The organism is Paenibacillus nanensis, from assembly GCF_003583765.1.
GTDB lineage: Bacteria > Bacillota > Bacilli > Paenibacillales > Paenibacillaceae > Pristimantibacillus > Pristimantibacillus nanensis.
Genome location: NZ_QXQA01000007.1, coordinates 52,916 through 74,652 on the forward strand (window position 1 = coordinate 52,916; position 21,737 = coordinate 74,652).

A 21,737-nucleotide genomic window follows, 5' to 3' on the forward strand; every position below is an offset into this window, starting at 1 on the left:
AGCGGGACTGACCGCGAATTAACGAATCGAAAGGAAGCGAGCTATGGAATGGGTTCGACGCGCAGCTGAAGTAAGACCATCGGAGCGCCAGCTGGCGCTGCAAGAGATGGAGTTCTACACGTTCATTCATTTTTCGGTGAATACGTACACGGACAAAGAGTGGGGAACGGGCAGCGAGGATCCTGCCATATTCAACCCTGTCGCATTTGACGCCAGTCAGTGGGTAGAAGCCTGCCAAGACGCAGGCGCTAAGGGGCTCATTCTCACATGTAAGCATCATGACGGTTTTTGTCTTTGGCCGAGCCGATATACCGAACATTCCGTTAAAAACAGCCCATGGAAGCAGGGGAGAGGCGATATCGTTCGGGAGGTTGCCGAGGCTTGCCGCAAGGGCGGCATAAAATTCGGCATCTATCTATCTCCATGGGACCGGCATGAGCCGACGTATGGCGATTCGCCCGCATACAATGCGTATTTCATCAATCAATTGCGCGAGCTGTTGACCGGGTATGGGGACATATTCAGCGTTTGGTTCGACGGAGCTTGCGGCGAAGGACCGAACGGAAAGCGTCAGGAATATGATTGGCAGGGGTATTACGCCATCATCCGAGAATTGCAGCCGAACGCCGTCATATCCGTATGCGGCCCGGATATTCGATGGTGCGGCAACGAAGCGGGCATATGCCGGCCTTCGGAATGGAGCGTCGTGCCGGCGTCGCTCAGCACGAACGAGATGATTCAGGCCAAGTCGCAGCAGGAGGACAACCGGGAGTTCGCCAAGCGATACGATTCCAAAGAACAGGATCTCGGCAGCAGAGACATTATCAAGCAGGAGAGCGAATTGATTTGGTACCCCGCGGAAGTCAATACGTCCATCCGTCCGGGCTGGTTCTACCATGAGTCCGAGGATGATCATGTCAAGCCTCTTGAAGAGCTTCTGCATATTTACTACGGCTCCGTCGGAGGCAATGCAACCTTCCTGCTTAATATTCCGCCTGACCGCCGCGGATTAATTCATGAGAATGACAGAAAACGGTTAAAAGAGCTGGGCGATGTCGTTCGCCGGACCTTCGGACGCAATTTGGCCATCGGAGCATCGGCCTGGGCGAGCGAAACGAGAAGCGGCAGCAGCCCGCATAATGTGCTGGATGGAGACCGCGATACGTACTGGGCTCCGGAAGACGGTACGGAAGCGGCATCCATCGAGATTGACCTTCATCGCGATATCACATTTGACCATATTGTTCTTCAAGAATATCGTTACGGACAACGGATCGAAGGCTTTGAGCTTGAATACGAAGAAGGCGGTGAATGGAGGGCGTTATACAAGGGGACGGTCATCGGATACAAAAAAATATGCAAATTCGATGCCGTCACTTCGAGGCGCATTCGTCTCCGGATCAAGGAGTCAAGATGGTGCCCGTTGCTAGCTGCTTTTGAAGTATACAAAGCGTAAGCCGGAGAAGTGACGCTCGGTCGTAGTCCTTTTTCTTAAGGCCCGGAAGCGGAGCTATCCGCGAAGCTGAATGTTCTTCGGACGTAAATTTGCTCCTAGGGAAATCGCACAATTCCTTTCCTTTTCGTCACCGAATATTTTTGTCGCATATAGACAAGATACGCCAATGTTTAGGTAAAACAAACGGGATATGATCCGTCCTCCTATCCGCTACAATAAAACTCATCCACCTTAAGAATTGTGCAGCAAGAACGCAGAGGTAGGGAGAATGGCTGCATATCAAAAAGTTATGGTTGACGAGTAGGCGGCTCCCTCGGATGTTCGTCGGACAGGACATGAAGGGGGAGCTAAGGCTTTGAAGCGGCGATGATGAGACGTTTTGTTACCAGCGAAATGGAAGCGCTTCACAAAGCAAGCGAACCGAATCAAGAGATGGAGGGGGGATAAACCCAATAGAAAGCTTTTTTTGATTGTTTTGATACAAAATGTATCTTTTTGATTATGCGCCATCATAAGGAGGAATCTGTATTCATGCTTCAAACCGGGACATGGAAACGAATGCTGCTTTTATGGATGGGGACGCTCCTTATAACGGGAACGGTCTTTGCCGCCGCAACGCCTGCATTAACGGCGATGGCGGCGGCAACTGCCGAGCCTTTGTTCAGAGCCGAAAACCTAACGATCGGTCCTTCATCCTTTCCTGATTTCAGCGATCGGGTAAACGATCTGAAAACGCTGGAGCAAGGAACAATTATCGTGAAGTTTAAGCATACGGGCACATCCATCATGACCTTATTCTCGCTAAGCAACAATACGATGCCGAATGGGCATTTCCATCTGTACGTCACGCCGACTGCGATCGGCAGCGAGAATCGATTCCAGCAGCCGGGGCAAACCTCCTCCAATACGCATGTGAAGGCGGACGGTCTGTCGCTTACTTCCGGTCAGTTCCATACGGTGGCGATGGTCGCGGACAAGGATCAAGGGTACAAATTTTTTGTGGACGGGAGCTTGGTAAAGCACGATACGTCGAGTCCCGTTAAATTTTTGAGCAATATTTATGCGCCGAACAGCGTCAGACTGGGCATGACGGACCGTGCAGAAGGCAGCTTCGAATACCCTTTAACCGGCGAAATTGCGTTCGCGGAAGTATATGCCGAGCCGTTATCGGATGCAGAGCTATTCGAGCTGACGTTTAACCCGGATCTTCCGCCGGAAAACGCGGATATGAGAGCCGTCAAGGCGCATATTGGCGCCGCATCAGGCCCTGCTCCTTTCGTATTCGCAGGTCATGATTGGACATCCGCAGGCGCGAGCAAAGGATACCGGAATTATATCCAGCACTTTGAAGAACGCGTGCGCTGGGAGAACGCGGGGAGCGCCGCGCAGCGCCAAAACTTCATGCTCAATACGGGAATAAACGGCATGACGGCGTCCGAGCTGCTGGATGCTTTCGAAAGCCGCATCGCAACGTTCTCGCCGAAAACCGTATTCCTGATGCTGGGGCCTGGGGACGCAAAGGCGGGCACGGCTATCCCGCAATTCAAAAACGAAGTGCTGGAGCTGGCGGATCGGGTCCGCTCCATTGGCGCGACGCCAGTGCTGCAGACCGGAACGGCGCCGCTTGCGGCATCAAACCGGGGAATAGCCGCTCCGTATGCTGACGCCATGGAGGAAGTAGCTGAACAGGAAGGATTGCTGCTTATCGACCATTACGCAACCTGGTCGGCTTATACCGATCTAGCCGCAATCACTGGCGATGACGGGGAGTCGCCGAACGAGCTTGGCCATCTGCGGCTTGCAAAGGAGCTCATGACGTTCTTCGGCATTGGAGGCAGCGGCAACACATGGGGCCTTAACGGATTCCATGACGTGAAGGAGCCTCTGCTTGAACGGCTGGAACGGGATATCGTCTATTCGATTACAAGCGACGCCCTGTCCGTTTCATTGGCGGATACGCTGGACGGCCTGCCGTTAGACAATATGGAAAAAATTATTGTTACACGGATAAGCGGCTCCGAGCGTTATAGCCGTGAAACGGCAAATAGAACGGAACTCGTAAGTCTTGGAAATCTGGCGGCGGGCACGGGCTATACGCTGACCGTGGAGGTGAAGCTTGCCGGACTGAACAAGATTGTGGCCGCGAATCCAGCCTATATCCGGATGGATCCCCCTCCAGAGATCGCCATTCCGGATGAGCTGGAGCCGCTTGTTACGGGCAGCGAGCCCGTTACCTGGCTGTTTACGGGCGACAGCATCACGCACGGCGCTCTCCACACAAAGGGATATCAATCGTTTGCGGAGCTGTTCGGCGAGCGGATTCGCGGCGAGCTGTCCGCCGTTTACCCCGCAAGAGCTGCCGATATGGTGCTGAATACCGGAGTTTCCAGCATGACGACGCGGGATTTAATGAGCCATTTCAACAACTGGGTAACAGCAATGGATCCGGACGTTGTGTTTATCGCCTTTGGAATGAACGACAGCAGCAACCGCATGGTACCGCTGGAAGAATACAAGTCCAATCTGGTGTCGGCGGTTAAGCAGGTTAGAAGCATCGGAGCGGTGCCCGTTCTACAGACGATCAATACGGTCAGGGCAGACGCGGCTAGCCGCATTGCCCATCTGCCTGTCTATATGGAGGCGATCCGCGAAGCGGCGGAGGAGAACGATGTTCTGCTAGTCGACCATTACCGTTACTGGACGGAAGCCGAGGCCGATGAAACGCATCTGAAATCGACCTGGCTGAATGACTCCATTCATCCGGGCTATATCGGAATGACGCACATGGCGTCCACGATCTTTAAGGCTCTTGGGCTCAGCGACCCGGAGAGCTGCATCGATCAACTGCGTTACGCGGTTGATCAATCGACAATGGCGTTGAATACGGAGACGCCGGCAAGCGCAGGGGAGTCCGGAACAATAACGGTCGGGCTTGCCGAAATCGCGGCCGCTTCGGGCGGCGGAGGGGCGGTGGAGCGAATCATCGTCACAGCACTCGCAGCAGACGGAAGCAAAGCCGTCGCGGAGACAAGAAGGACGGAAGGCGCGCTGACGATGGGCGGTCTGACTCCATCGGAGCGTTATATCGTGAAGGCAGTCGTCAAGAAAAAAGGGCTGAACAGCCTGATTGAATGGAAAGAGACGAGAGTCGCCCTTCCTGTTGTTTTCTCGTCAACACTGACGGGACCGGACATCGTCAGATCGGGAGAATCATTTGCTCTCGAGCTGGGACTGACCGATATCGGGAATCCCGTCATGGCCCATGATATGACGCTTCGGTACGATCATACGAAAATGCGATTTCTAGAGGCTTCCCCGCTCGCAGAAGGACTTAACGTACTCCATGCGTCAGCGGAAGCGCCAGGCGTCATCCGCATTATTGCGGCCAGCGCGGGCAGCGACCATGCCGTTGCGGAAGGCGGACCGCTTCTGCGGTTGAGCTGGTCGGCTATGCAGACGGAGACTTCAACGATCGGAGCGGTCGGCGTCTCCTCCTATACGGTTGGCGACGAGGCCGGTCGGGAGACGGAAGTCGCGCCTTCCGGGCATGCGGTTCGAATAGAGCCTGAAGCGCTTAGAACGCCGGACGTAAACGGCGACGGCAAAGCTTCAATAGGGGATCTGGCCGTCATTGCCGCTCATTACGGGAAGTCCGAATCGAGCCCGGATTGGAACGAGATGAAGAGGCTGGACCTTGACGGCAGCGGAAGCATCGATATTGGGGATCTATCCGTTGCGGCAAGAGCCATCATGCAATAGGACGGAGATTTATCGCGCCGGATTTGGCGGTTGGCCCTTCGGGACGTGTTGCCGGCTTGGCATGGAAAGGGGGTGAAGCGTTCGAACGCCCGGTCATTCACGATTGGCGAAGCGGTTGGAACGTAACAGGCAGTAGAGTTTATTAAAACAGAAGGAGTTGAATGAGTTGAAGAGAACATTGAGTCTGTTGCTGGCCGCCGTCATGTTGTTCGGTTTGCTTCCATCCGTCGGGGCGGCTGCAGAAGAAGCGCCCGAGCAGAATAGCCCAGCCCCTGTGTTCAGAGTTGAGAATCAGCGAATTTATAACAATCATTACCCTGACCTTAATCCCTACTTGGACCAGCTAAAAGCACTGGAGGAAGGAACAATTATTACACGCTTCCGTTACAGCGGCTCCTCCATCATGACGCTGTTTTCGCTTAGCAATAATACGATGCCTAACGGCCATTTCCAGATGTACATTACGCCTTCCGCGGTCGGGAGCGAGAATCGGCTGCAGGCGCCTGGACAAACCTCGGTTAATACGCATGTAAAAGCTGATGTGACGGTAAGGCCAAACGAGGTTCATACCGTCGCGATGGTCATGGATAAGGAACAAGGCTACAAGTATTTTCTTGACGGCAAGCTGATTAAGACGGACACGACCTCGGCCAAGGTGTTTTTAAACAACATCTATCAGCCGAACAGCGCCAAATTGGGCATGACGGACAGAGCCGCAGGATCCAATATGTACTTCTTCAATGGGGAGATCGATTATGCGGAAGTGTACGGCGAAGTGTTAAACGATGCGGATTTATTGCGGATTACGGGCGTAACCGCGGCGAATCAGACGGAGAACCCGCTGCCGGACGGCGCGCTCATTACGGAGCCGTATCACGTGTACAGCGCCGGTCTTTACGGCTCGAACAACTATCGGATTCCGTCGCTTCTTTATACGAAAGAAGGCACGTTAATCGCGGGCATTGACAAACGCGTCCCTCACGGCGGAGATTCTCCCAACAATATTGATATGATGGTTAGACGTAGCTTAGATAATGGCGACACATGGGAGCCGGGCATTGTTATTAACGACTACCCGGGCGCAGCGTCCAATATTGACCAGGCCCTGCTGCAAGACGAAGAGACGGGAAGAATCTTCTCGCTTGTGCTCGGCTTCCCTGAAGGCATCGGGTTCCCGCAATCCGTCAAGGGCTCCGGCTACAAGACGATAGACGGCAAATTGTACCGCATTCTGCGAAATGCCGCTAACGCGGAATTTACGATCAGAGAAAACGGAGAGGTGTACGACAGCGCGGGCTTGAAAACGGCTTATCGCGTAGACGAGCTTCGCAATCTGTACAACAACGGCGTGAAGGTCGGCAATATTTATTTGAGCAATTCTCCATTGAAGCCGATTATGACGTCCTACCTCGAGCTGTGGTACAGCGACGATGACGGGGTCTCATGGGAAGGCCCGGTCGATATGAACCCCGGATTAAAAGAAGATTGGATGGCGTTCCTTGGCGCAGGCCCGGGCAACGGCATTCAGATCAAGGAAGGGCCGCATGCGGGACGCCTCGTGTTCCCGGTTTATTTCACGAACGAGAACCGCTCCCAGAATAGCGCGGTTATTTATAGCGACGATCACGGCGCGACATGGCACCGCGGAGAATCGCCGAATGAAGGCCGAATCGTTGGCGGCGTCACAATGAACGAAAGAACGTCGACCGGAAACGAATTAACGGAGGCGCAGGTAGTCGAGCTGCCGGGCGGCCAATTGAAGATGTTCAGCCGCAACTACTCCGGCTACGCCCAAATCTCGACGAGCCTCGATGGCGGCGAAACGTGGGAAGCCGAAGTCGTGACGGAGCGCGATTTGGTTGCCGCCTATTGCCAAATGACGGCAATCCGTTATAATGGGCGAATCGACGGCAAAGAAGCGGTTATTTTTGCCAGCCCAAGCAGCTCCACAAGCCGCATTAACGGAACCGTTAAGGTCGGTTTGATCGAGCAGGACGGCACGTATCCGAACGGCGAACCGAAATACCGTTTCGACTGGAAGTATTCCCAGCTGGTGAAGGAAGGCCATTACGCTTACTCGAGCTTGGCGAATCTCGCAAACGGCGAAATCGGGTTATTCTACGAAGGCACGGGCGATACAAGCATGAGCTTCATCAAATTTAACGTCGACTACTTGAAGTGGCAGCGCCAAAGCGAAAAGCCAGTACCGCAGTTGACATCCATCGCGATCGAAAACGCGCAGCCGAACGGTTATGAGGCGAATGATAAGCTAGCGGTAAAAGCGGTATTTGACCGATACGTGATGCTGAGCGGGGATCGGAAGCTGCAAGGAACGATCGGAGAAACACCAATTGAATTCTCGATGACGAGCCAGAATGAAGCGGGAACGGAATTCGTGTTCGAGTCGGACTTTCCGGAGCTCGCGCCGGGCTCCTATGAGTTAAACGCTAACTTCTCGGATGAATTGAATATTTATAACGTGTTCGGCATCGCGTTTGAGAAAGAAGGCAGCGGCTTGCAGACGCAGGTTCAAGCCGGCCAGGCAGAGCCTGAAGGCGCGGCTGCCGTATTGACGGGCGACCGCGCGGTAGAAGCGGGCGGTAACTTCCAATTGTCGCTCGGCGTAGCCAATTTAGAGGAGACTGCGTATGCAGGCGACTTCACCGTACAATTCGACAGCGGCGCTCTTGTCTTCACGGCAGCGGAATCCGCAGCCGAAGGCATCAGCCTCGTTGAATCGAAGGAAGTCGAAGCGGGCAAGATTCGTTTCATTATGGCCAGCTCCGGAGCGGAGCATGGGATCAGCGGCGATAAAGAGCTGCTCGTTCTAACGTTCCAAGCGAAGGAAGCGGAAGAGAAGACGACGACGGTTATCGAGGTGACAAGCGCAGCGTTAGGCCATGGAGACGGCACGGAGACGGCTGCTGCTGGCGCGGCACATCGTGTTACTTTGACTGCAGCTAACGGCCTGCCAGGCGATGTGAACGGCGACGACAGAGTCAGCATCGGCGACCTCGCGATCGTAGCGGCTCATTACGGCAAAACGTCAAGCAGCCCGGATTGGAATACGGCTAAGATCGCGGACTTGAACCGCGACGGCAAGATCGATATTCAGGACTTGGCGGAAGCGGCAAAGCTATTGTTAAATTAAGCCCAAAGTCTCGTACCGAATACATGGACAAAGGCGCAAAAGAAGAAGCCGTTCCCATAGGGACGGCTTTCTTCGCGCAGGCATATGGAGTGGGGCATGAACTGCTCAAGCCGGCGTTATCGGCAGCAATAACCGTACGACAGTGCCGCTTCCTAGCCAGCTGTTGATCTCGATGCCGTATCCCTCCCCGTAATGGAGACGAATCCGGTCGTTAACGTTTTTAATGCCGATGTGTTGATTGGCTGCGCGGTCTTTGGAGCGCAGCGCGCTCCTGAGCTGGTTCAGACGCTGCGGCTCCATTCCGACGCCGTTGTCTGTTACGATGATTTCCATATGCCGATCTTCCCGAAGCTCCGCTTGAATGACGACTTTCCCTCCGCTCGCATGGGGTTCAAGCCCGTGGGTTAACGCATTCTCGATAAGAGGCTGAATGATCATTTTCGGGATAAGGACGCTCTGCAGCTCTTCCGTAATATATTCCTCGAACTGGATTCTTCCCGGGAATCTCCCTTGATGTATAGTAATATAGGAGCTAATAATTTTCAGCTCTTCCTCCAGCGTGACCTCGTTCGCCCCCTTAATGCTGTAGCGCAGCATCCGGCTTAAGGCCGCAGTCATTTCGTAGATATCCCGGTTTCCCTTCACAATGGCAATCCCTTTAATGGCGTCGAGCGTATTGCTAAGGAAATGCGGATTGATCTGACTTTGCAGGAAGGACATCTCCGCGCGCTGCCGCTCGATGTCAGCTTGGTAAAGCTCGCCGGTCGTCTCCACCAGTTGCTGAGTCAGGTCATTAATCCGGTTGAGCATCGTGTTGAACTGAGTGGAAATCACCTCAATTTCGGCGTAGCCCTCCAGCTCGACCTTCGTATGCAGCACCTCGAGATTGCCGCTCTTCAGCCGTTTCATAAATGCGATCAGCTTCCCGAGCGGTTTCAGTATATTCATCATCAGGACGATATACGGAATGGTGACGAGCGCGAGCGTAACGATAATCATGATATAGCTGGTTCGTTTCAGCCCTTCAAGCTCTTTTATCAGATTGCCGATTGGAACCGCGGAAAGAATATTGCCGTTTATTTCAGGCAGTGCGAAAGATTGAATGGCGTATGATTTCCCGCCGATCTTTTCAATAACGGCATTTTCCCCGTAATCGGAGTAGAGCGCTAGCTGGTCCTCGTCCAAATTCAGGACTAACCCGGCCGCGTTGGCGAAGGCAAGCTCGCCGTTCGTTCTGAGATAAAAGCTTGTGCCCGAAAGGCGGGGAAACTTTTCAATCTCCGATTGGATCGATTTGGCATCCAGCACAACCGCAATGAAGCCGATTTTTTCTCCATACCGGTACGTGTCGCGGGATGCGAACAGGTTCATGCCGAATAAAAAGGAGTCGTTGACCAACTTCGGATCGTCATGAATGAACCCGCCGTAACGAACTTTAACTTCTCTTTCGTCAAGCTTGCCCATCAATTCGTGCGCCAGTCCGATTTTTCCGGTTAGCGTGGTGTGCTTCCCGGCGGCGTTCACAATAATAATGTCCGTAATATCGGGGTTGGTGCTTTTAATAACGCCCATCAGGCTGTTTACTTTTTTTGAAAGCTCGTATGTTCGCAGCTTATCGTTCTCCGCAAGGAAGTCTTGGACGGTCGAATCATAGCCGAGATTAATCATAATTCCCGAAATTTTGGCGTAGTTATCCGATACCCGCTGCCTCAGATTAGACACAAGCTCCATGTTGTACTGCGTATTTTGGCCGACGATGACATCGCTGGATTGCCGGAACGCCATGATGCTGACGAGGGGGATGACAGCTAGGAAAATCGCTCCGATCGCCAGCACCTGCGTTCGAATAGAAAGCTTGCTGAAGGCCTTCATCGCGATTCCCTGTACTGCGTTGGCGTCATGCCGTTCAGCCTTTTAAAGATGCGGGTGAAGTAGAAATAGTCGTTGAAGCCGCATTTTTCTCCGATCTGGCTGACCGTCAAATCCGTCTCGGCGAGCAGCTTGCAGGCATATTGGATTCGCTGACGGGATAAATATTCCACGAAGTTTTCTCCAACCTCTTTTTTGAACAGCTGCGACAAATAAGTGGGGCTTAGGTAAAACCTCTCGGACAAGCTCTGGATCGATATTTCCTGGTTAAAGTGATGGTGAATGTACGTAACGATTTCCTTGATGCGGTTATGCGTCACGCCGGCAAGTCTGGAGGATAACTCGTCGGACAGCTGATTAAGGGTGTGCTTCACTAAATAATCAATCATAGCGTCAGCATGGCCGTAATCGTAAGAGAGCTGATCGTAGCCCTCTAGAAACCTTGCGTTTGCTTTAACGCCTTCCCTTGTGAACAGGTACATAACGGTGTTGAAAATCATGTAGGCGTCCTTAATCGATAAGGTATAGCTGTGGAACAACGGCCTGCAGGACTCCATAACCGACACGAAGCGGATCCGGTCTTTCTGGGCAAGCGCCCCGGCAAGCTCCGACAGCAGGTCGTCCATCTTCGATTCCGATGAAGCAATCGGCCGATAAACGCCGCTTTTTCCTGTGGAGAAGCTGCCATAGGCCGCTATCGTTGCCGCTTCAAGCGACGCTTCCAGCTCGGCGGCGCTGGCGGAGGACGTGCCTATCCCGATGCTGTATTCCATGCCGCTGCCGCTCCCGGATAAGTCAAGGAAGCTTAGGAAGTCATCTGCCAAATAGCTGTAGAGAAGCAGCCCGACCCGTTTTTTATTCATCCGGAAGCGGATATGATGAATGTCCTGATTGGGTGATGGCACGTAGCCATGTATGACAACCGGCGTGACAGGCATATCCGCGCTTACCGGCATCCCGGCGGAAGATAGCTTCTCTTCCAGCTGCTGTATGTTCCCGGAGCACAGAACCTCGTACAGCTCTTGTGCGTCACGGTCGGGCTTCGCCCCGGATCGCTCCTTCAGTGACTGCGAGATTTTGGCAAGCATAGTCTCGATTTCCTCGATTTCGAACGGCTTAAGACAGTAGCCGAATGTTCCGTAATTGAGCGCTTTCTGTGCGTAAGCGAATTCCGCATGGCCGCTGAGCACGGCGAATATCGTGTGCGGGGAAATTTCTTTGCCTCGCTTGATCAGCTCGAGGCCGTTAACGAGCGGCATCTTAATATCGGTCAGGACAAAGTCCGGCTGAAGCTTCTCGATTAGTTCTAGACCCTCCTTACCGTTCTCAGCCTCCCCGACGACTTGAAAGCCATATGTTTTCCAGCGAACGCCGGCTTTTATCCCTTCAACAATCCACCGTTCATCATCCACGATAATTGCTTTGTACATAGCAAAGCCCCCTTTACAGCAATCGTACATGAGCTTCCTTACGGAATCGTATAGAAAAAAATAAGATAAATATGCAAAATACTATGAATTCAAATAAAAGTAAGCACTTTCATATTTATTAACCGTGAATACAATGTTTTATCTATACAGCGCAGCACTAATTGTTCATTATAATATGGCTGAATACAGGTTGGAAATCATTTTTCGGATTGGACGACAGGGGTTCCAGTTCCTTCCTTGCCGGCTATGCCGATTGAGTCAGAACGATATTGAAGTGACAGGAGCAGAGGAAGATGAAAATTCATGTGACAGGGATAACGGAGAATCAGAGGCAAGCGCTTTCCGAAGCGGCAAGGTGCTTGAGGGTTTCGTTGTCGGCAGAGGGCCTCCCCTTGCGTTTCGAGAGAGGGAATAGCGGAATAATCGTTCAATACGACGGGCAAACGGCAGTCGTTTCCTGTGAAGGAGGCTCCCAATTTGTTCGAGCGTTCGGACTGGTTGTAGAGGGCATTCGAAAAGGGAAGCCGTTCAGTATCCATGAGACGCCCTGGTACAGCAGTCTGGGCGTCATGATTGATTGTTCGAGGAATGCTGTTCTCCATATGGACGCGTTCCAATCAATCGTTCATCGTCTCGCGCTAATGGGCTATACCCATATACAGCTGTATACCGAGGACACTTACGAGATGGAGAGCTATCCCTATTTCGGTTATATGCGAGGACGTTACACGACGGAGCAATGGAAAAGTATGGACCGCTATGCGGCGATGTTCGGCATCGAGCTGGTTCCTTGCATACAGACGCTCGCTCATCTCGGTCCAGCGCTGAAGTGGGCGGCGCATGCGGATCTGGTCGATTGCAACGATATTTTGCTGATCGACGAGCCGAAGACATACGAGCTGATCGAAGAGATGTTCCGCACAATGGCGGGCAATTTAAGCAGCAGGAGCATCAACATCGGGATGGACGAAGCGCATATGATGGGGCTGGGCAAATATTTGGACAAGCATGGCTACCATGACCGGTCTGCGCTGATGATGAAACATTTCACCAAGGTGATGGAAATTGCTCGTTCGTATGGCTATAAACCGATGATGTGGAGCGATATGTTCTTCCGGCTTGCGAGCGGAGGCGAATACTATGACCCCGATAGTCCGATCCGCGCGGACATCGCGGCTATGATCCCAGAGGATTTGAAGCTGGTTTATTGGGATTATTACACAGAGGACCGGGCGAAATACGACGGAATGATGAAAAAGCACAAGCAGCTGAGCGACAACATCGTATTCGCCGGCGGCGCGTGGAAGTGGATGGGTTTTACTCCAAATAATGCGTTCAGCCGTCATATCGGCATCATGGCGCATGAAAGCTGCATCGAAAGCGGCATCCGCGAGACGCTCGTTACGGCATGGGGTGACAATGGCGCGGAATGCTCCTTCTACGCCGTTCTTCCTACCTTACAGCTGTGGGCTGAGCTTTGTTATAAGAACACGGGAGACGAATCCGTTCTGCGGGAGCGCTTCGCGACATGCGCCAGCGGCGAATACGAGGATTTCATCTCTTTGGATCTTGCCAATCTCGTGCCGGACAATCCTTCGCCGGGACGAAGCATGGGTAACCAGGTCAATCCGAGCAAATATTTGCTGTACCAGGATGTGCTGTACGGGCTGTTCGACAAGCATGTGCTTCCCGAAGCATATAAAGAGCATTACTACAGAAGCGCGGCGCTGTTGAAAGCCGCAGCAGGCCGCAATCCGGAATGGAGCGTTCTTTTCGAGACGCAGGCTGCGCTCTGCAGTCTGCTTGAGCTCAAGGCGGTGGCCGGAATCGAAATTCGAGAGGCGTACCGCAGCGGAAACAAAGAGGAACTCGCGATTTACGTGGAGATGCTGCTTCCGGAGCTTAAGGCAAGGACCGAGCGGTTTATGAACGTTTATAAGAAGCAATGGATGCAGGAGAACAAAATCTTCGGTTTGGATGTGTTCGATCTGCGAATGGGCGGCCTTCTTCAACGGATCGAAACCGCGATGGCTCGCATCAGCCAATATCTTGGGGGCGGGGTTTCGCACCTGGAAGAGCTGGAGGAACCGATTCTGACGTTCGACGCGAGGGAGGAGAGCGAGACGAAGGTGATCAGCGCGGCCTTGTGGCATGCGATCGCCACGCCTTCTGTTCTTGCCGGCATATAGACATAGGCTTACTACGACATCAGGGAGATGAAATGATTATGAGAATTTTATTATTGGACTTGGACTCGCTACGTCCCGATCATCTTGGCTGTTACGGGTATCATCGAAATACGTCGCCCAATATTGACCGCATTGCCGGGGAAGGTGTGCTCTTCACCAACTACTATTGCTCCGACGCGCCTTGCATGCCTTCCCGGACGGCACTCATGTCGGGCAGGTTCGGGATTCATACCGGTGTCGCGGGTCATGGCGGCACAGCGGCGGATATGCGGCGGGACGGTGCGGGACGGCGCTTCGAGGACCGGCTTAAGCGGGAAACTCTTCCCTATGTGCTGCGGGAGCAGGGCTATAAAACGGCGACGATCAGCACGTTCGCGGATCGGCATTCCGCATGGACATTCAATGCCGGCTTTCACGAGGTTCATAACATTGGAGAGAACGGGCTGGAATCCGCGCATCAAGTGCTGCCGACTGCTCTCAAGTGGCTGGAGGACAACGGACAGGCGGAGGATTGGTTCCTGCATCTGAACTTCTGGGATCCTCACACTCCATACCGGGTACCGGATGCTGTCGGACATCCGTTTGCGGACGAGCCGCTGCCGGAGTGGCTGACGGAAGAGGTGTTCCAGACCCATCTGCAGAAGGAAGGACAGCATAGCATCACGGATATGAATGCGCTGGCGAGGTCGCACTACAGCAGGTGGAGCCGGCACAGCAAGCAGATCGAAGCTTATGAAGATATCCGTCTGATCGTCGATAATTACGATTGCGCGATCCGGTATATGGATGATCATATCGGTCAGGTGCTGTCGATGCTGGAGCGGCTTGGTGTTATGGAGGATACGGCGATTCTCGTCACCGCGGATCACGGGGAGAACATGGGGGAGCTCGGCATTTATTCCGAGCATGGCACAGCCGACCAAGGCACCTGCCGTATTCCGATGATTTTCCGTTGGCCGGGCGGCGAACGCGGCGTGACGAAAGAGGGGCTGCACTATCATCTGGACCTCGCGCCTACGCTTGCCGATCTTGTCGGCGCCAGACATCCGGAGCGCTGGGACGGTATCAGCTATGCCAACGATATTCGCCGCGCGTCCGACAGGGGCCGAGACTATCTCGTGCTGAGTCAGTGCGCCCATGTCTGCCAGCGCAGCGTCCGATTCGGAGATTGGCTCTACATTCGCTCCTATCACGACGGTTATCATGGATTCCCGAAAGAAATGTTATTTAATTTGAAGGCGGATCCTTACGAGCAGCATGATATGTCGCAGGAGCGGCGTGACGTATGTAAAGAAGCGGTCTATCTGCTGAACGAATGGCATGACGATATGATGGCGACGATGGATTGCGACACCGATCCGTTATGGACGGTTATGAAGGAAGGCGGACCGCTGCATGCCGAGGAATATAGGAGCTGGCGGGAAGAACAGCGCGTATAGCAGAACAGCAGGGCGTCTCCCCGTCTATGGCGGATCAAACGGAGACGCCTTGTTTATGCCTGAGGATGGACCAGACTCTGTTAAGACCGTTGTTCGACTTGCGCGCTTGATCAAATATCATCATGTTCCTTCAAATATGATCATTCTGATTAATCCTTCGATACGGTATGATTCGATTCAGCCGAACAGCATGAAGCGCGTTTACTTGGCTAAATCGACAAAGTGAAGGAGTATTCGCATTGAAAAAACGAAAAAAAGTGACGGGGAGGATCAAGCGATCCGGACAGACGGGACGTTCATTGCATTGACCTTGCGAGCCAAAGTTGTCGATACGTCTTCCAGGGGAGAAATTGAAGTCGTGCAAGTTACGGTGAGCGACCCGCAAGGTGCGGAAAGGAATGCGGCGCCCGTTACCCGGAGCATTACGGTTCAGCCAGTCGATCCAGGCAATCTGCTGGATGTGAATAAGGACGGCAGAGTGAGCATTGGGGATCTTGCGATCGCAGCGGCACATTACGATAAAAACGTCGATAGTCCGGATTGGAGCGCGGCGAAGGCTGCGGACGTAAATTACGACGGCAAGATTGATATTACAGATTTGGCGCAGGTGGCCAGAAAATTGTGGAATGAGTGATTCGAACCTTGATCGGCTTAACAGCCTTTCAAGGTTTCTTTTTTGGACATATGTACAAATTTAAGCCGCCTATGTCGAAATATGCGATTGAAAATGTATGAAAGCACTTTCATGAGGGAGTCCACATAGAAGATGGATTCTGTCCATACTCCGCTTCCGCCGTCCCTACTATACTAAGAAAGCGGAAACAAACGGTTCCATGCTAATAGAAAAATAGAACATGCAAGGAGTGACTTCTAATGCAGAGCGGGGAGAAAGTTAGAACATCAAGGAACCTTTGGAAGACGATGCTTCAGCACAAGTACTTTTATCTGATGGTTCTGCCGGTTCTCATATGGTACGCGTTATTCGCTTATGGGCCGATGTATGGCGTAACGCTGGCTTTTAAGACGTTCGACTACAGCGGCGGCATTTGGGGCAGCCCATGGATTGGTTTCGAGCATTTCCAAAAATTATGGTCGGACGCTGATTTCCATACGGCATTCAAGAACACGATCATCATCAGCTTAATGAAGCTGCTTATCAATTTTCCAATGCCGATTATTCTGGCTATTCTCATTAATGAATTTTCGAGAAAAACAGCCAAAAGGTTTTTCCAGACGGTCTTAACATTCCCGCATTTTATCTCATGGGTTGTGCTGGCCGGTATTATTACGATTATCCTTAGCCGAGACGGTGTTGTGAACCAAGTGTTGATGGTTTTCGGTTTCGATCCGATTTCGCCTCTGACGGACAGCGATTCCTTCCGGCCTCTCCTTTATTTCACGCATATGTGGCGGGAAGTTGGCTGGGATTCGATCATTTACTTGGCGGCGCTGGCTGGCATTAATCCCGAGCTGTATGAGGCGGCTGAGATGGACGGCGCTAACCGGTTCAAACGATTGCTCCATATCGCATGGCCAGGAATGAAGAGCACCGTGGCGATCCTGCTTATCCTGCACGTAGGCCAGATGCTTACGCAAGGCGCAAGCTTCGTCCAAATCTTTAACCTGTACAGCTCGCCGGTTTACGGCGTGGCGGATGTCGTCGATACGTATATTTACCGGACATCGTTCCAGGTAGGCGGAGATTTCGGTTATATGACGGCAGTCGGACTTATTAAATCCGTTATTAGCCTCGTGCTTCTCGTCGTCGCCAATACGATTGTGAAGCGAATGGGCGAGGAAGGACTTTATTAAACACAGCTACGGATAGGAGGTTATCAGACAGTGAAGCTAACGGAAGCTAAGAAGAAAAAAGGACTGAGCCCCTTCGATATTGCCGTATATATCGTGCTCGGACTGCTGTCCCTCATTACATTTTTTCCGTTCTACAACGTGCTCATTATATCTATCGCCAAGTTCGAGGTGATCAGCCAGCATAATCTTTATTTGCTGCCGCTCTCCTTCGATCTGACGGCATATAAGGTCATTTTATCCGACGGGAAGTTCTGGAGCTCCGCGATTAATACGGTTATCGTAACGGTCGCCGGCGTGCTGTTCAGCATGGCGATATCGGTTACGGGCGCTTATGCGCTCTCCAAGAAAGGAATGCCGGGCCGCAACGGGATGCTGACGCTTATTCTATTCACCATGTTTTTTAATGGCGGGCTTATTCCCTTTTACCTCATCATCAAGGATTTGGGACTCGTCAACAATATTCTCGTTATGATTATTCCGGCGGGCCTCAACACGTTCTACTTAATCATTATGAAGAACTACTTCGGCACGCTGCCGGAGAGCTTGGAGGAATCGGCGAAGCTGGACGGAGCCAATGACCTGTATATTTTGTTCAAAATCATTTTGCCGATCTCCGCTCCGTTCATTGCAACCTTCGGTCTGTTCTACGCGGTGGAGCGGTGGAACGAATGGTGGTACGCGCTTATCTTCATCAGCGACTCCGCCAAGACGCCGCTTCAAATTTATTTGCGGGAGACGCTCATTACGAGCAATCAGCTGCTGAATACGTTGGCCCAACAAGCGGCGGACAGCGATTCCAGCAAAGTATATACGCCGGCTTTACAGATGGCGACGATCGTCATCTCCAGCGTGCCGATCCTGATGGTGTATCCCTTCTTGCAGAAGCACTTCGCCAAAGGGATATTGGTAGGCTCCATTAAAGGATAAGGAAATTCATATAGATGCTTGTCCTGTCCTAACAAAAGCTTCAAAATGAGAAAAGGGAGGATTCATGGATGAAACGTATTCAAAAGTTTGGCGTCATCTTGGCATGTATGACATTGTTCATCGGATTGCTAGCGGCTTGCAGCGGCAACAACGGGAACGAGAAGCCGTCAGAGAGCGAAAGCCCATCTGCGGGAGGAGAAGAAAATCCGTATAGCGAACCGATGGAGGTTTCCGTCTCATTCTGGGACGTAGAAGCAGAAATGGCTAAGCTTAAGGACGACCCGATCGTGCAAGAAATTTTGCAAAAGTTCAACATCACGATCAAACCGGTTAATACGACCTGGGACGACTATGGCCAGAAGATTCAGATGTGGGCCGCTTCCGGACAGCTGCCGGATGTATTCGCGATCGACGCGATCGGCACGCAGTATCAGCGCAAGTGGGTTGAGCAAGGCGTCGTTGCTCCGCTGCCGGACCTGGCAAAGTACCCGAACCTAGCCCAATATTTTGAGGCGCCGGATATTGCGGGATTGGCTGTTGACGGCAAGCACTACACGATTCCAAGAAGGATGTTCCCGAGCGTAGACTGGAGCGCGCTTGACCGCACCGTCTACTATCGTTGGGATTTGGCGCAAGCCGCCGGCATTACGAAGGAGCCGGAGACGTGGGATGAATTCAAGGCGATGCTGGACGCCATCGTGAAGGCCGATCCGGAAGGCAAGCAAATTACGGGCCTGACGGCAGCTCAAGTGAAAATGCTGGGCGGATTGTTCTGGCTGTACGGCAACCCTGTGGCAACAAGCGACGGCAGCGGCGCGGACTTCAAGTGGATCAAGGAAGACGGCAAGTTCATTCCGGCCGTATTCTCGAAAAACGCGTTGCCGGCCCTTCAAAATATGAAGGAAATGTATGACAACAATTTGATTGACCCGGACATTGCGCTGACAAGCCCGGATATCGCGTATGACAAGTTTGCTTCCGGCAAAGCGGCAGCGATGCTCTCCGGCGGCGGCTTTGTCAACCTGGACTTGAATATCAATACGAAGCGTTGGGCAGCCAGCTACCCGGATAAGGATATTTCCGAAACGGTCAAAGTACTCAAGCCTTTGACCGGACCTGACGGCGAGCGTCATCATGCGATCTTCAAGACCTACTGGTCCGAGAGCTACTTTAGCGGCAAGATTGATCCGAAGAAGCTCGACCGGATCTTGGCTCTGTATGATTACGTATTATCTCCGGAAGGCAAAGATCTTCTCACTTACGGCAAAGAAGGCGTCGACTACAAGGTAGAAGGCGACAAGAAGGTTTTGCTGAGCGATACTCCGCATGTCGAGAAGTATCCGTTAACCGGCTTCCTAAGAGATCTGGTCGCCTATGAAACGGCAGACCGCTATGATATGAATAACCCGGCAATCGCCAATGAGGGCATCCGGCAGCAAGCGGTAGACTACATGGATTGGATTCTGGAAAATACGAAGGTGCCGGAATACGACATCCGCTTGACTTACTTGTCGACTCCGACCAAAGACAGCTTTACCATTTTTGATCATGACGATTTGTTGAATGTCATGCTGTCTAATGATCCTGTGGAGAAAACGTGGCAAAAAATTGTTGACGGCTATAAATCCAAGGGCCTTGACAAGATGATTGAAGAAGTAAACGCCGCTGCAGCGGAGCAAGGCATCGAGTAATGATGAGCTGTCCATTCAGGCAGAAAAAAACCGGAATGGTGTACGATAATAATTGATATGGACATTCCACGGCGTACGCCGCTGGAATGTCTCTTCTTTATCCTCGAAAGATACAAAGTGTATCGTGCGTGATGCAAAGAAAAAGGATTTTTGTTGGGAAATGTTTAATGAATAGTAAAGGTTTTCTCCATCCCTCGCGATAAGGAGCCCATATGCACAAAAATATGCGGATGTCGACCACGTTAAGGCTGTTTTTCATTCTGGTCGTCATCATACCTGTTATCCTCATCAGCTATATTATTTTGCATATCTACAAGCGGGATATTCTGGAACAGAATAAAGAGAGATCGCTGCAAACCTCGGAGGCGCTCGCCTATTCCGTAAGCCAGGAGATAAGCAGGATGTCGGGCTTATTCGCTTCCATCGGCGTCGACCGGGATGTGTTCGAGACGGTATCCGCCATCCACCATTCCACAGGGATCGAAAAGCAAGCGGCCAGTTATAATCTTAAAATACTGATCGAGAAGTACACCGCTTCCGTCTCTGGGCGCGTTCTTTCGGTTAATTTCTTTTTTGACAATAATCAATCGTATTCTTATCTCAAAAACGTGATGACAGACGAGAACAATATTCGCGGCGAGAGCTGGTATAAAGAAACGCTCAACGCTCGAGGCAACGTCCGGTTTCTGGGAATGATTCCGAATTTGCTTTACGGCAACTACAATTTGTATTTGATGGCTGCAGCCTTTTCGCCGCAAGAGCTGCATTCCCTCTCATCGCTGGAAATGATTTTGTTCACCTTTGAAAGCGGCGCCTTTGACCATATCCTCCAATCTCGCGACAATTCGGAATCGATTCTGCATATTGTGAGTGACGATCATCAAATCATTGCTTCGAATACGATTGTGGACCGTGGCAGTCTCATTACGAACAACTGGATTTCTAACCTCGACAGTCAATCAAAAGGCGCTTTCGTAGACAATGAAAATGGCGGTAAGCACCTGGTCACTTATGCCAGAGTCGACAATACGGATTGGTTCATTGTACAGATGATTCCGTTCAGCAGCCTTATGGAGAAATACAATAATGTAAATTCCTTTGTATGGCTGTTAGCTGTTTTCATTATTTTGGCCCTTGTGCTCATCTCTTTCTATTTTGTTTCCAATGTAACAAAGCCGCTTAGCGAACTGCTTCGGCAAATTGTACGTGTAACGGGGGGAGACTTAAGCGCGAGATGCACCGAATCAGGAAGCTTGGAAATGGTGCGCTTAGGACATTCCTTTAACCTCATGACCGCTCAGATTCAGGACCTGCTGGAACAACATGAGCAGCAGGAGACGGAGAAGCGAAAGGCGGAATTTGCTGCCCTTCAGTCGCAGATTAACCCACATTTCCTCATTAATACGCTAAATTCCATCAAGTTTATGGCTTTAATAAGCAAAGCGGATAATATACGCAGCATGACTCACGCGTTGACCCGAATGCTGGCGTCGTCCTTTAATCGCGGAGGACTTCTGATTACGGTCGAAGAAGAAATCGATTTGCTGAAGCATTATCTTTACATTATGGAAATTCGTTTCGGCAGACCCATTGAGACGGATTGGGATATCGGTCCTAACGTTACCCGCTACTACCTGTTAAAGCTGCTTCTGCAGCCTATTCTGGAAAACAGCATTATTCATGGTCTCAAGGAGGTCAATTATCCCGCGAAGATCCAAATTTCGATCCGTCAGACGGACAATGATCTGCTTATCGCCATTGCAGACAACGGAGTAGGCATGCCGGAGGAGCTGTTCGCTGATCCTCAGGGAAAATCGCCGATTTATTCCTTTAGCGGGATGGGGAATAAAAATGTGCATAACCGAATTCAGCTGCATTACGGCCGGGGGTATGGTCTTCATTATGAGCCGCATCAGCCAAATGGAACGAAGGTGACCATCCGGCTCCCGATAATTACGGAACCGGACGAAAGCGTAGAGCCGTAAGTCCAAAAACGATGACATAAATGATCAAA

Annotated in this window: 12 protein-coding genes; 10 read left to right on the top strand and 2 right to left on the bottom strand. The window is 51.8% G+C overall.

The window, feature by feature from the left end:
- Positions 1-43: 43 nt before the first annotated feature.
- From D3P08_RS12885 to D3P08_RS12895, 3 genes are all read left to right on the top strand, one after another.
- A complete protein-coding gene (locus D3P08_RS12885) occupies positions 44-1,456 on the top strand; it encodes an alpha-L-fucosidase (RefSeq protein ID WP_119600100.1) in 1,413 nt (470 codons plus the stop codon).
- Between the two features lie 531 nt (positions 1,457-1,987).
- Entirely contained in the window at positions 1,988-5,215 is a 3,228-nt protein-coding gene (locus D3P08_RS12890; RefSeq protein ID WP_162848455.1) for a GDSL-type esterase/lipase family protein, read from the top strand.
- Between the two features lie 166 nt (positions 5,216-5,381).
- Positions 5,382-8,366, top strand: coding sequence for a sialidase domain-containing protein (locus D3P08_RS12895; protein WP_119600102.1), 2,985 nt, complete (start codon positions 5,382-5,384; stop codon positions 8,364-8,366).
- A gap of 105 nt (positions 8,367-8,471) precedes the next feature.
- On the opposite strand, the gene D3P08_RS12900 is transcribed toward D3P08_RS12895, so the two are convergent.
- Both D3P08_RS12900 and D3P08_RS12905 read right to left on the bottom strand, forming a co-directional pair.
- On the bottom strand, positions 8,472-10,238 hold the full coding sequence (locus D3P08_RS12900; RefSeq protein WP_119600103.1) for a sensor histidine kinase: 1,767 nt from the start codon (positions 10,236-10,238) through the stop codon (positions 8,472-8,474).
- Positions 10,235-11,665, bottom strand: coding sequence for a response regulator transcription factor (locus D3P08_RS12905; RefSeq protein ID WP_162848456.1), 1,431 nt, complete (start codon positions 11,663-11,665; stop codon positions 10,235-10,237). The genes D3P08_RS12900 and D3P08_RS12905 overlap by 4 nt, the downstream gene beginning before the upstream one ends.
- A 293-nt stretch (positions 11,666-11,958) precedes the next feature.
- Here D3P08_RS12905 and D3P08_RS12910 point away from each other — a divergent pair, with 293 nt between their 5' ends.
- The 7 genes from D3P08_RS12910 (at position 11,959) to D3P08_RS12940 (ending at position 21,708) form a co-directional block, all read left to right on the top strand.
- Positions 11,959-13,854, top strand: a complete 1,896-nt coding sequence (locus D3P08_RS12910; protein WP_119600105.1) for a beta-N-acetylhexosaminidase — start codon at positions 11,959-11,961, stop codon at positions 13,852-13,854.
- Positions 13,855-13,892: 38 nt separating this feature from the next.
- Positions 13,893-15,293 carry a sulfatase family protein gene (locus D3P08_RS12915; protein WP_119600106.1) on the top strand — a complete coding sequence of 467 codons (1,401 nt, stop codon included), beginning with the start codon at positions 13,893-13,895 and terminating at the stop codon, positions 15,291-15,293.
- 358 nt (positions 15,294-15,651) lie between these two features.
- A complete protein-coding gene (locus tag D3P08_RS12920) occupies positions 15,652-15,927 on the top strand; it encodes a dockerin type I repeat-containing protein (protein ID WP_162848457.1) in 276 nt (91 codons plus the stop codon).
- A 239-nt stretch (positions 15,928-16,166) separates the two neighbouring features.
- A complete protein-coding gene (locus tag D3P08_RS12925) occupies positions 16,167-17,105 on the top strand; it encodes an ABC transporter permease (RefSeq protein ID WP_119600108.1) in 939 nt (312 codons plus the stop codon).
- Positions 17,106-17,135: 30 nt separating this feature from the next.
- On the top strand, positions 17,136-18,032 hold the full coding sequence (locus D3P08_RS12930) for a carbohydrate ABC transporter permease (RefSeq protein ID WP_119600109.1): 897 nt from the start codon (positions 17,136-17,138) through the stop codon (positions 18,030-18,032).
- Positions 18,033-18,100: 68 nt separating this feature from the next.
- Positions 18,101-19,723, top strand: a complete 1,623-nt coding sequence (locus D3P08_RS12935) for an extracellular solute-binding protein (protein WP_119600110.1) — start codon at positions 18,101-18,103, stop codon at positions 19,721-19,723.
- A 212-nt stretch (positions 19,724-19,935) separates the two neighbouring features.
- Positions 19,936-21,708 carry a sensor histidine kinase gene (locus tag D3P08_RS12940; protein WP_119600111.1) on the top strand — a complete coding sequence of 591 codons (1,773 nt, stop codon included), beginning with the start codon at positions 19,936-19,938 and terminating at the stop codon, positions 21,706-21,708.
- Positions 21,709-21,737: the final 29 nt, after the last annotated feature.